General features: G+C 58.4%; 11 protein-coding genes and 1 pseudogene. 9 read left to right on the top strand and 3 right to left on the bottom strand.

Annotated elements, in window-relative coordinates; genetic code table 11:
• A pseudogene (locus tag AC13DD_RS01320) lies at positions 1-258 on the top strand (IS256 family transposase); the annotation flags it as partial.
• A 219-nt stretch (positions 259-477) separates the two neighbouring features.
• Here the strand turns inward: AC13DD_RS01320 and AC13DD_RS01315 are convergent.
• The 3 genes from AC13DD_RS01315 to AC13DD_RS01305 are packed head-to-tail and all read right to left on the bottom strand — an operon-like array spanning position 478 to position 3627.
• A complete protein-coding gene (locus AC13DD_RS01315; RefSeq protein WP_092031508.1) occupies positions 478-1632 on the bottom strand; it encodes a helix-turn-helix domain-containing protein in 1155 nt (384 codons plus the stop codon).
• Positions 1623-2972 carry an ATP-binding protein gene (locus tag AC13DD_RS01310; RefSeq protein WP_092031511.1) on the bottom strand — a complete coding sequence of 450 codons (1350 nt, stop codon included), beginning with the start codon at positions 2970-2972 and terminating at the stop codon, positions 1623-1625. The genes AC13DD_RS01315 and AC13DD_RS01310 overlap by 10 nt, the downstream gene beginning before the upstream one ends.
• Complete coding sequence (locus tag AC13DD_RS01305; RefSeq protein WP_092031514.1) at positions 2962-3627, bottom strand: response regulator; 666 nt, start codon at positions 3625-3627, stop codon at positions 2962-2964. Before AC13DD_RS01305 ends, AC13DD_RS01310 begins: the two co-directional genes overlap by 11 nt.
• Before the next feature lie 164 nt (positions 3628-3791).
• Between AC13DD_RS01305 and AC13DD_RS01300 the strand changes: the two genes are divergently transcribed.
• The 8 genes from AC13DD_RS01300 to AC13DD_RS01265 all read left to right on the top strand — a co-directional run bounded on the left by AC13DD_RS01300 (position 3792) and on the right by AC13DD_RS01265 (position 12319).
• Positions 3792-5096 carry a ferredoxin reductase family protein gene (locus AC13DD_RS01300; protein WP_092031516.1) on the top strand — a complete coding sequence of 435 codons (1305 nt, stop codon included), beginning with the start codon at positions 3792-3794 and terminating at the stop codon, positions 5094-5096.
• 76 nt (positions 5097-5172) lie between these two features.
• Entirely contained in the window at positions 5173-5571 is a 399-nt protein-coding gene (locus AC13DD_RS01295; RefSeq protein WP_092031519.1) for a PepSY domain-containing protein, read from the top strand.
• Positions 5572-5643: 72 nt separating this feature from the next.
• Positions 5644-6114: a DUF2271 domain-containing protein gene (locus tag AC13DD_RS01290; protein ID WP_092031727.1), complete on the top strand. Its 471-nt coding sequence runs from the start codon at positions 5644-5646 to the stop codon at positions 6112-6114.
• Between the two features lie 22 nt (positions 6115-6136).
• Positions 6137-8365, top strand: coding sequence for a PepSY domain-containing protein (locus AC13DD_RS01285; RefSeq protein WP_092031522.1), 2229 nt, complete (start codon positions 6137-6139; stop codon positions 8363-8365).
• A 190-nt stretch (positions 8366-8555) separates the two neighbouring features.
• On the top strand, positions 8556-9389 hold the full coding sequence (locus tag AC13DD_RS01280; protein ID WP_092031524.1) for a metal-dependent hydrolase: 834 nt from the start codon (positions 8556-8558) through the stop codon (positions 9387-9389).
• A 110-nt stretch (positions 9390-9499) separates the two neighbouring features.
• Complete coding sequence (locus AC13DD_RS01275) at positions 9500-10450, top strand: DegV family protein (RefSeq protein WP_008170544.1); 951 nt, start codon at positions 9500-9502, stop codon at positions 10448-10450.
• A gap of 139 nt (positions 10451-10589) precedes the next feature.
• On the top strand, positions 10590-11624 hold the full coding sequence (locus AC13DD_RS01270) for a hypothetical protein (RefSeq protein ID WP_008170543.1): 1035 nt from the start codon (positions 10590-10592) through the stop codon (positions 11622-11624).
• Positions 11625-11680: 56 nt separating this feature from the next.
• Positions 11681-12319: a LysE family translocator gene (locus AC13DD_RS01265; protein WP_104270279.1), complete on the top strand. Its 639-nt coding sequence runs from the start codon at positions 11681-11683 to the stop codon at positions 12317-12319.
• The last annotated feature ends 189 nt before the right edge of the window (positions 12320-12508 follow it).

Raw genomic sequence — 12508 nt, 5'->3', positions numbered from 1 at the left:
CCCGCAACGCAGTGGATTCACTTGACGAGCACGAATACCATTGAGTCCACCTTCGCCACAGTCAGGCTGAGGACCAAGCGAAGCCCGTCCTGTGGCAACCGCGACACTACCTTATCGATGGTATTTAAATTGCTCCAATCCGCCCAGAAACTCTCGAAGCGGATCAAGGGGGTTAACCAACTGGAGCTGCTCGTGCATAACCTTCAGTTTCGGGATGGAGAACGGGTGGATGATCAATCCGGCAGAGACGCCGCCTGATGCTCATACACCAGATTTGACAATAACTCCTCGCGTTTTGGTGATTGAGACAAGTTCCGGTTTCGGTGGAACCTGGGAACCAGCTTAGGGAAAACGCCCCAGCGAATCGTTCGCAAACGTGAAGTCAGACCTGGAAAGTGGTAGGCATAAAAGACATATAAACCAATGGGTTGGAGGTTCTTGTTTGCGGGCATCCAAAGTCGAACGCCATGGCTGGTCTCACGATGAGGGTTGGGTGCGGTTGTTGTCGTTGCGAGTGTGCATGCGACGGAAATCGCTGGGGGTCAGACCAGTGTTGTTTTTGAAAGCCGTATTGAAAACGGACTTGGAATTGAAGCCGGAATCGTACATCACCTGCAGGATGCTGGAAGTGTCCGAAGGATCGGCCAGTCGACGCTTCGCTTCCTGTACGCGGTAGCTACTGACAAATTCGAAGAAATTGCACCCGAACCCCTGGTTTATCGCTCGGGAGACCTCTCTGGGGTGGGCTCCGACTTTTTGAGCGAGCTGCTCCAGCGTAAGGTTCGAGTAAAGATAGGGTTTATCCTCTGCCATAAACTGTGCCAGTTTCTGTTTAAGGTGCTGATCAAATTCAGGAACTGTGGTGTCGTCCAGCAGCGCAGCCTGGTCGGCTGCCAGCCCCGTGAAAATTACCGGCTGTCGAAGCGCATTAACCATCAAAAAGTTGATAAACAGAAACCCGGTAACAGCGCCGGCCCCTGCCACCCAATCGGCGCCCGGTGCGCTTTTGAAGACATGGGCCGTCATGCAGTAGAACATACTGACTGTCCAGGCTATTGCGTAGCCAATCAGAAGTAGTCTTAACCATGAGAGCTGTTTGTTTTCGATACTTGAAAAGACCTGTCGCAGGCTGAGGCCGAAGCGGTTGATGGTGCGAATGGTGGCGTACAGGTACCCGAGGAAAACAGCGTGAATGGCAACAGCGAGCAGAGGCGAGGTCAACACGCCCGGATGATCGCGTTCGTTCAGAATGCGGAGTTTTTCGCCGGTTGGCTGCAAATAGTACTCGATCAGGAAAATGGCACCGACGACCCAGAACAGTAGGGTGTGAACGAGATGCTCCTTACGCAAGCGGAAATCCTGATACATCAGAGCCCGGGTGTATAAAAAGAGCGTGCCCGCCTGCAGTAGCCCGATAAGGGTGCCGAGGTACGCCAGATTGGGGTGTGCAAGCGCCAGTCCGCTGCTGTAGAGAAAAATCTCTCCAAGCCCGGCCGCGAAGAAAACCAGTGTCGCAACAAGAAGCTGGTTGCTTACCAGTCGATTATTGGGTGGAAGCAATAAGAATGTGGCCAGACTCAGCGCCTGAATAATACTGGTCAGCAGAATGAGGTCGGTCAAGGTCAGGTACACTGGCCAGAATCCCTGCCGGCATGGGTTACATTGATGTCTGCTTCGAAACCATCCGCCCGTCCGGTTGCCGGCGAGCGCAAATGCAGGGTCATACCAGCACCCGAAGCAATGGCATCGGCTATGGCGAGTCCCAGGCCGGAGCCGGCGGACTTGGTGTCGTAGCGGGAAAACCGGTTTCGCAGCAGGGTCAGTTGTTCTGGAGGCACGATGTCGCCTCCGTTGCAGACTCTCACGCTGCCATCGTCGGTCATGATTATGTCGACGGGCTGTTGCATGGAGCCGTGCTTCAGAGCGTTTTCGATCAGGTTGCGGGCCAGAATGGCAAAGGCATCCGGATCCAGGAAGGAGTTCACTTCATGGTCCGGCAAAGTCAGGCGAATCCGGCCAGGCGCCAGAGGTTCAAAGTCGCGGGTGATCATCGCGAGTATCGGCACAAGGTCATGCGGTTTTTGTGAAAGTGCGCCTCCGCCTTCGGCCTTGGCAAGTTCGAGCAGCTTGCCGGACAATGTGGACAGGCCATGCAGCGCCTCTTCGATCTCGGCCACATTCTCTCTCAGGCGGTTATCCTCAAGCTGTGTTTTCAACCGTTGCACTTTGGCCAGCGCCGTGGCCAGTGGGGTGCGCAATTCGTGAGCGCTGTTGGCGGTGAAACTCCGTTCTGCGTCAAGCGCGCGATTCAGCCGCTCCAGCAGCCGATTGACGGCAACCGCTGTTGGTTCGAACTCTTCAGGGAGCGCGTCTTTGTCCACGGGTGAGAGGTCGCTGGCTCCCCGGGCTTCGATCGAGTGCTGGAATTCGATCACCGGGCGCAGGGATAACCGGACAACCCACCAGATCCCGAACAGGCTGACCGGAATCAGGACAATCAGCGGCACCAATAGAGCCAGGCCAGCTTCCAGCGCGGCTTCGCGCCGGTGGGCCAGGGGTTCGGCGACTTCAATGTAGAGGGTGTCGTTGACCGCCGAAGCAACATAGATGCGATGGGTGGTGGTATTGGTGAAACCTTCGCGGGGCAGTTCCGCGAAGATATCGGGGTTGGCATCGTGGGACTGCAGCAGAAGGTTGCCCTGGCGATCCCTGACCACGTAGGTGAGGTACTCGTCATGCTCTTTCAGTGCAGGAGCGGTTTGATTGCCGGTAATGGTATCGCGATTCAGGATGTCGGTAACGGCCAGCGGCAAAATGCGTTGCGCAGTTTCCTCAAGGGCGCTGTCGAAGACTTCGTTCATTTCATGCTGCGCCACCAACCCGGACGCGGCAACGCCCAGCAGCCACAGGAGAGTGGCTCCCAGGGTGAGGCCAATGCCCAGGCGTTTTTGCAGGCTGCGGTTACGACTCATGGGTTTCCAGACGGTAGCCCATGCCCCGGACCGTTACGATGGCATCGCGCCCCAGCTTTTTTCGCATACGGCTGACATAGACTTCAATGGTGTTGCTCTCGATTTCCGCCCCGAAGGCATACAGCCGATCCTCCAGTTGCTGCCTTGAAAGCAGCATCCCGGGTCGCTGGATAAAGCCCTCAAACAAGGCCCACTCGCGGGCGGTCAGTTCCACCGGTTGACCATTGCGCTGGATGCGGTGATCGCGAAGATCCACCTCCAGGTTACCCACTTGGATCCGCGGATTCGGGTTGCCTCTGTAACGACGGGCGACGGCAGCCACACGGGCGGACAGTTCGGACAGATCAAAGGGTTTTATCAGGTAGTCGTCGGCACCGGCATTCAGTCCCTCAATGCGGTCAGATACCTGGTCCCGCGCCGTGAGAATAATCACCGGGGTGCTGTTTCCGCTGGCTCTGATGGTTTTCAGAAAATCCAGGCCATGGCCATCCGGGAGCATCAGGTCGAGAAGAATCAAATCGTAGGTGGTGGTTCGGAAGCCTGCTTCAGCAAACCTCAGTGACTCCACCCAGTCCACGGCATGGCCTTCCTCGGTGATCTGATCCCGCACGGCCTCGCCCAGGCCCACGGTATCTTCCACCAGCAATATCCGCATAGCTCACCTCTGATGCAATTTCCGACGAAGATACTACAGCCAGAACCTGACGGCAGCCTGAAAAGTCAAGGATCGGCCCTGTTTTCTGATCCGCTTCAGCTGGCTGTCAGGTTCCGGCGCTAGCCTGATCGTGACGATTCCCGGAACTGATCAGAGGAGACACCATGATCCGGCTGATATTACCTTTCATTCTTGTGGTTACCGGCCTGTGGGCATGGAGCCTGACAACATCGGGCGGGGCCTGGTCCGTCTATGATCAGGGCCTCTTGCTCAGCGGCTGGTTATCCATCGCCTTACTGTCCCTGACCATGATGCTGGCCCTACGCCCGGCCTGGCTTGAACGACCCATGGGTGGGCTGGACAAGATCTACCGAACCCATAAATGGGCGGGCATTCTTGCGGTGACCTTCGCGGCGGCTCACTGGTTGATCGAGATGGGGGACGATGTCATCGAATCAATCTTCGGTGGAGCCAGTCGACTCGAAGACCAGCACGATTCGGGGTTGGTCGAAGCCATGCGAGATGCGGCAGAAGAGGTGGGCGAGTTTGCCATTTACCTGTTGTTCGCCATGTTGCTGATTACCCTGTTGCGTAAGTTCCCCTATCGGTACTGGCGGTATCTGCACCGGGCAATGCCTGCGCTTTACCTGCTGCTCGCGTTCCATGCTGCCTGGCTGGCCCCGCTCGACTGGTGGCAGCAGCCTATCGGTTGGCTGATGGCAGCCCTGTTATCAGGTGGCAGCCTTGCCAGCGTGCTTTCACTGGCCGGAAGAGTCGGTCGGCATCGTCAGGTGCAGGGCACTATCTCAGCCATCGATACCCCGGAACCGAATATCACCGAGGTGACTTTGGACCTGGGCCAGGCCTGGCGGGGGCATCGGCCCGGGCAGTTTGCCCTGGTGACGTTCAACAAGCTGGAAGGCTCTCATCCCTTCACCATTGCCAGTGCCGATGGTGGTGATGGCCGCGTCACTTTTCTGATCAAGTCTCTTGGCGACTTCACCCGCAACCTTGCCCATAAGATCAGGGTGGGTCAGCCGGTGACCGTGGAAGGTCCCTACGGTTGCTTCGATTTCAACCGAAGAAATCGCAAGGCCCACCAGATCTGGATTGCCGGCGGTATTGGTGTCACGCCGTTTCTCGCCTGGCTCGAAGCGGCGAGTGCCGCCAACCAGCCCGAACCCGAAGCGGATTTGCATTACTGCACCCGCAACGCGGGCCAGGACCCGGTGGTAGAGCGGCTTCAGGCCCTTTGCCAGGACTTTCCGGGCATCAAGCTGCAGATTCACGACAGCAGCATGGGGGAGAGCCTTTCGGCAGAAGCCTTGTCTGCCAGTAAGTCCTCGGGTGCCAGGGCCGAAGTCTGGTTCTGTGGCCCGGCAGGACTGGGGCAGACCCTGGAGCGGGGATTGCGGGCGGCACCGTTGCGTTTGTCACGCTTCCATAAGGAAGCCTTCCAGTTCCGTTAATCATTTCCGGGGCGTTCAGGCCAGTGTCAGGTCTGCGCCCCAGAATAGATGGTGTGGACTCAACAGGAGACATCCGATGAAAACCAAACCTGTGATTATCAGCCTCGCGCTACTGTGCCTCAGTGCGCCGGTGCTGGCGGACGATGATTGTGATGACCCGATGACTGACTGGCAGCCACGGGAGCAGTTGCGTCAGAAACTGGAGTCAGAAGGCTGGACGGTTTACCGCATCAAGGTGGATGACGGTTGTTATGAAGTGAAGGGTATGGCCCCGGAAGGTTTTAGTGCTGAGGCATCGTTTGCACCGGCTACTTTCGAGCTGATGGATCTGGAGCGGGAAGACGATGACGACGAAGACGAAGACGATAACAGAGATGACCGAGGTGACGGCCAGGCCCGGGACAAGGCTCGGGCCGATCGTCCGGTTCCCCGTAATGGCATCGTCAAGGGGCGCCCGACAGTGACCGTGGAATAACCCCCCCATTGTTTTACCCGCTGTTTCTGTAATTCAACGTGATACCGGAAGTACGGTATGGAGAGGTACGGTATGAAAAAGATTCTTCTTGCTCTGGGCCTGGCTGTCTCAGTCGCCTTGCCCGCTCTTGCTCAGGCTCGTGAAGTGACCTTCACAACCGAGTTACTCGACTACGGCGGAGATGGCGCCTACATGGCCCTCTACCTGACGGATGCGTCCGGTGCGTATCAGGGAACTCTCTGGGTTGCCGGCAAAAAGTCCAAGTACTACAAGCATCTGAGCGGCTGGGCCCGTGGCAGCAGGCTGGACCCCGCAGAATACGACGGGCTGACGGGCGCCAGCATCACCAGCGGCCGAACCCTGAAAATCACCCTAGATCTTGATGACACGCTGATTGACAGCGGCCACGAAGTCCTGGTCGACACCGCGGTTGAGGATATGCGGGACAACCGGGCCGATGTGTCGGTACCGCTGACCACCGAGGGCGCGGGCAAGCCGGTCTCCGGGCGGGGTTACGTTCGCTCGTTCCGCTACGATTTTTAATGGTTAGCCAGGAGCAAGTTTGATGTTGCGTAAATTGCACGGTCTGCCCGGTCTGTTTGCGGTGGTGTTTCTGGTGACACTTGCTGTTACCGGTTCAATCCTGGCCCTCGCGCCGGCGTTAGACCGGGCCGGCGCAGTGGTTCCGCCTGCCGGTGAGGCCAGCGTTGCCCAGCTGGCAGGACGGGTGGTGGCAAACTACCCGGGTACTGAACAGATTGTGCGTGACCTCTCCGGCCAGGTGGTTGTTTACTACAGCCGGGATGGCCAGGCCGGGGCGGATCTGGTCAACCCGGTGACCGGCGAGCGTCTGGGAGCCTACCAGCCATCGGCGTTCTTTGTATGGATCAGGGACCTGCACCGTTCGTTCCTGCTGGATACACCAGGGCGGATGGTAGCGGGCATCTCGGCCGCGTTGATGTTGTTTGTCTGCCTATCGGGCATGGTATTGCTGGCCCGTCGGAGCGGTGGCTGGAGAGCATTGATGCGGCCGTTGGCCGGCACCGGCAGCAAACGGGTTCACGCCGAAATGGCCCGGCTGGCGGTTTTGGGGCTGTTGCTGTCGGCACTGACCGGCAGCTTCATGTCAGCCCAGCGATTTGGCCTGATACCCGAGGCCTCCGATCTGGGGCCAGGTTTCCCGGCAGAGGTTTCCGGGGGCCAACCCCGTCCCGTGGATCGGCTTCAGGCGCTCTCACAGGTTGATCTTAACGATCTCCGGGAACTCGTGTTTCCCTATCCGGATGACCCTCAGGATGTGTACTCCCTGACCACCACTGGGGGCTCCGGGTTCGTTGATCAGGCTACCGGCGAGCTGCTGCAGTTCCAGCCCCGGTCCACCGGCAGCGTGGTCCAGCAATGGATCATGAGGTTGCATACCGGTGAGGGCCTCTGGTGGCTGGGCCTGATCCTCGGTGTGGCCGCGCTGGCCGTGCCGGCACTGTCGGTGACCGGAACGATCATCTGGTGGCAGCGGCGCCGGTTGTCGTTACAGACCCAGGACAATGCCGCTGCCGCCGAGGCCGACGTGATTGTTCTTGTGGGGTCGGAGGCCGGTGCTACTTGGGGCTTTGCCCGGGCATTGAAGGCGGGCCTGACCAAGGCGGGATATCGGGTACATTGCGCGGAGATGAATGCACTGGCGCATTCCTATCCAAGGGCCGGCATGCTGTTCGTGCTGACCTCCACCTATGGTGATGGTGATGCGCCGGGCTCTGCCGGGCGATTCATGGACCGACTCCGCGACTTCAGGGCCGGAAGCGCGCTGAAATATGCCGTACTGGGGTTTGGTGACCGTCAGTTCCCGAACTTCTGCCGGTTTGCTCTGGAGGTCGATGAAGCGCTCGCCGGCAAGGGGCTGAGCCGGATACAGCCCGTTGAACTGATTGACCGCTGCTCCGCTGCCCGGTTCAGCGAGTGGGGTGACCGGCTTGGCACTGCGATCGGGGCTCAGCTTTCCCTGAGCCATGATCCGGTCCCACCGCGCACCTTCCGGCTGGAGCTTGCAGGACGTGTGGATTACGGGCTCGCAGTGCAGGCACCGACCAGCATACTGCGCTTCCGGCTGGCAGACGCGGGGCAGAGATGGCGGTGCTGGTTTTCCCGGTCTGGCCGCAATAGCCTGCCAGTGTTCGAGGCGGGTGACCTGCTTGGCATCCTGCCGCCACAGGAGGGGCAGGATGCGCGGTTTTACTCATTGGCTTCGTCGGCCAGTGACGGTGTGTTTGAGATCTGCGTTCGCAAACAGCCCGGTGGCCTTTGCTCCGGTTACCTGCATGGCCTGAAACCGGGTGACAGTATTGAGGCCTTCATTCGCCAGAATCCGGGGTTTCGCCCGGCCACTGGCACAGTGCCCGTCATTCTGATTGGTGCCGGTGCGGGGATCGGCCCGCTGACGGGATTTATCCGGAAAAACACCGCCCGTAACCCCATGTACCTGTACTGGGGCGGGCGAAGTGCGAATTCGGACTTTCTCTATCAACCGGAACTGGGACACTACCTTGAGGATCGCCGGCTAACGGGGCTGAGTACCGCGTTCTCAAGATCCGATGAAAGGGCCTACGTGCAGGACAGGCTCCGGCAGGATCAGACCGCCTTGCAGCAGATGATTGATACCGGTGCCCAGGTTCTGGTGTGTGGCGGCAGGGACATGGCCGCCGGGGTGAAACAGGTTTTCGAGGAGATTCTCAGGCCCTTGCGCATGGATGTGGATCAATTGAGAGCGGAAGGCCGGTATCTGGAGGATGTTTATTGAGTGGGGGATTCTGCCTGAAGACAAAGAGCTGACAGGTGTGTGACAGCTTGTCATATTGTGACAAGTTGTCTGATTTGCTCTAGGACAGCCTTCCTGTTTGAAGTCAGGCAGAGTTACACTCACAGATCTGGTCAAAGAACATCCGTGGTGAAAAACACATAGAACAAAATGCCGATGACAGGAGGCCGCCATGACCATCAGCTCCACGCCAGAGGGGGTGTCTGTTGAGCCGAGACACATGCGGTTCGATGTGAGTGAAGATCTGAAAACGCTCTGGCACGGCAACGATGCCTTCCGGACCGCGTTTTTCAATGCCCTTTCCCTGCAGTTCCCTGATGGCGAACAGCAATTCATTAATGCCGTGCGACTCTATCGGGACCAGATTGAGGATCCCAAGCTGAAAGCGGAAATTCGCGGCTTTATAGGCCAGGAGGCGCTGCACAGCCGGGAGCACAAGAGCTACAACGAAGCTCTGAAGGCGCGGGGCTATGATATCGATGCCCTCGACCGGCGGTTCGAGAAGCATATGGCGTGGGTTGGCAAACTTCCGCCGAGCCGGCAACTGGCGGGCACCTGCGGTGCCGAGCATTACACGGCGGTACTGGCCAACGCCATCCTGAGTCACCCCGAATGGATGGAAGGGGCTACCCCGGCCATGGCAAAGCTCTGGCGCTGGCACGCCATCGAGGAAACCGAACACAAATCCGTTGCCTTTGATGTTTACCGGGAATGTGTCGGCAACGAGCGGCTGCGCCGGATCGTCTTCCTGTTTGTGACCTGGAACTTCTTCAAGTACACCTTCCTGAACACCTGTAGCCTGCTGAAGGCCGATGGCAAACTCTGGAGCCTGCGCACCTGGGTTGGCGGGTTTAATTTTCTCTGGGGCAAGCCCGGAGTGCTCCGCAAGTGTCTGCCGGAATTCCTGGCGTATTTCCGTAAAGGCTTTCACCCCTGGCAGCAGGATAACCGCGAACTGCTCGAGCAGAATCTCCGTGAGCTGGATATGACATCGGCAGCACGATAGGGCCGGGTTGCTGAAATTCTGATCGCGGTGTGTAAAACTGTGCGGCACAAAGAATAACGACAATAAAGGGGGCTTCCGTTCGAGAAGCTACCCGGAGCTGGAGGCCCACCATGCGAGTTGGTTTGATCGTCGATTCTGCGTGCGACTTACCCTATGAGTTCAGCCGCAAGCACGACCTGTTCGTGCTGCCGGTAACCGCTGTAATCGATGGCCAGACCTACATAGACAAGCATGATCCGGTTCGGACCCAGGAGTTCTATCAGAGCGGCCTGTTGCAGAAAGGACATCAGGCGGAAACCCGCGCCTTCACCGCAGAGCAGATACACGATCTGTTCATGGAGAAGATCGTCACCCAGTTCGATATTGCTATCTGCGAGACGGTCACGAAATCCCGAAGCCTGATTTTCCAGAATGCCACCGAGGCTATGAACAGTGTCCTGGCGAATTACGAAGGTGCGCGGGAAGCCGCCGGTCGTGATGGCCGGTTCTTTATGCGTGTGATCGACAGTAAACAGATTTTTGCCGGCCAGGGCCTGCTGGCAGCCCACACGCTCAAGCTGATCGGCCAGAATGTGTCCAAGAATGCCCTGCGCCATGAGGTGGAAACCTTCAGCGACAAGATCTACACCTGCGTCATTCCGAGGGATCTGCACTACATCCGTGAACGGGCACGGCGGCGTGGCGACAAGAGTGTATCGGCGCTGGTTGCCTTCCTGGGCAAAGCACTGAACATTACGCCGGTTATCTTCGGGCAAGGGGCCGAGGGCCAGCCCGCGGCCAAAACCCGGAGTTTCGACGTGGCCGTGGAAAAGGTGATGAACTATGCCGCTGCCCGTGTCGAAGCCGGGCTTCTGACACCCTATGTAAGCCTGTCCTGTGGTCTTACCTGGACGGAGATCGAGGATTTGCCCGGGCTCAACCGACTGCGCGATGCTTGCGAACGCAATGGTGTGGAACTGCTGCTCTCCCAGATGGGGATTACCAGCAGCATCTACGTTGGCCCCGGCAGTCTTTGCCTCGCACTTGCTGCGGAACCCCACACCTTCAACGATTTTCAGTAACTCCTTCTCAGAGTGCGTGACTGAATCATACTGGCCCGGCCGCGCCTCTCCACCTGTAGTTTTGGCAAACCTGCCAGCGTTTCGTTCGTGTTAGCCTCTGGCCTGTGTGTTTCATTTCTTCAACAGGACAACTGACGCCATGACCAAAGGCAAAACGGATCTCGCCAACCAACTGCTTGAGCAGCATGTGAAACATGAGCTGGCTTCGCTAAAGGGCGCAAAGCTGCGCAAGTTCCTGGAGCAGGAGCTCGATGAGCTCTGGCATTATGCCGGCGAGATAACCCTTGGCCGGATAACCTCGGAAGAGCAGGTGATGGGCGTTATCCAGCGTATCGTTATGGACATGGAACTGGATGCAGGCATTCCGGAACTGGCTGCGGAGATGGCCACCGAGGTGCTCAATGCCGATGTGCAGTCAAAGACCACCCTGGGCGAGATCATCACCCGCGAACAGGCCACGGGCTTTCTGGAGGAAGCTCTGGAGCTCCGGCAGCAACGTGAACGGGTGATCAGCGAGATCATGGCGCACCCGGTCTATCAGGAGCTGGTGTCCAATGTGGTGTACCACGGCCTGGTGAACTACCTGTACGAGGATAACCTGATCACCAAGTCTGTGCCGGGCGTTGGTTCGATGATGAAATTTGGCAAGCGGATGGCCAACCGGGCGGTGCCGGGGCTGGATGAAACCTTTGAGCGTCGACTGAAAGCCTGGTTGTCTGACAGCCTGCCCGGTTTGATCAGCCGCAGTGAGCAATTCCTGCACAGTGCCCTGTCTGATGAGGAGCTGCGCGACAGTGTGATGGCCGCCTGGGTGTCTTTGGAGGATCGCACCATTGCCGAGCTTCACGAGGGGCTCGGAGACGTGCAGCTGCAGGAGTTTGTGGTGCTTGGCTATGAGTTCTGGCTGCAGTTTCGCAAGACCGGATACTTTGAGAACTGTGCCCGGGCCGTGGTTTCCCACCTGTTCGACAAATATGGCGAGCGCCCGCTTACAGACCTGCTGGGCGATATGGGGGTAAGCCGTGAGGTTGTTATGGCGGAGATAGATGCCTACGCAATTCCGGTTATAGACGTGTTACGTGAAGAGGGCTATGTTGAGGCCCTGGTTCGTCGGCGGCTTGCGCCATTTTACAAGTCCGCCGCTGCGCGTAAGATTCTCCAGCAGGAGGCCTGAGTCTGAGATTGTCGGCAGGGCCCCGGGGAAGGTTTCGTTCAGGATTTTGAGAGGGCATGACGTTGATATCGGATCTGTTCTGGGCCTATCTGGTTGCCATTACATTGCTCACCATCACGCCCGGTGTGGATACCCTGCTGGTGATGCGTAATACCGGCCGGGGCGGTTTGCGGGATGGGTGCGTGACCAGTGTCGGCATCTGTAGCGGCCTGTTCATTCATGCCACGCTCTCGGCGCTGGGCATCTCCCTCCTGTTGGTGGAAACCGCCTGGGCATTTTCTGCATTGAAGTGGGCCGGCGCTTGCTACCTGGTCTGGCTCGGCATCGGTTCGTTGCGCCAGGCCCTTCGCCGGGGTGACGCGCCTGCGGCAAAGGACGTAGCGGTCGCCCGCCGGAAGGTTGGCTTGGCGGTGTCCTTTCGTGAGGGCCTGCTATCCAACGTTCTTAATCCCAAAACCGCCCTGTTCTACATGGCTTTGCTGCCACAGTTTGTGGATCCGGCAGGCAACGCCTTTCAGCAATCGCTGATGCTGGCCGGTGTGCATTTTCTGCTGGCAATGCTCTGGCAGTGTGGTCTGGCCTGGGTGGTGGTTACGTTTCGGAGTCTTGGTGTAAACGCGCGTGTAAAGCGAACGCTGAACGGCCTGACGGGAGGGTTTTTCGTGGCCATGGGCGCCAAGCTGGCCAGCACCTGACGCAATCACGGAACTTCAGGCAAAGAAAAAGGGAAGCCTCGGCTTCCCTTTTTTGGTGCGCCCGGCACGGGCGCACTCCTGGAGGTGCAAGTCCTCCCGTGAGCTGGCCACAGCGAACGAAGTGAAGCGCAACTGCGGAAGGGTGACCGACCGTGGGGAGGAAGCGTGGAGCGTAAACCGTGAGCCGAT

The organism is Marinobacter sp. L-13 (assembly GCF_056857715.1).
The sequence above is the reverse complement of the archived record's forward strand: the minus strand, read 5'-3'. Positions and strand labels throughout refer to the sequence as shown.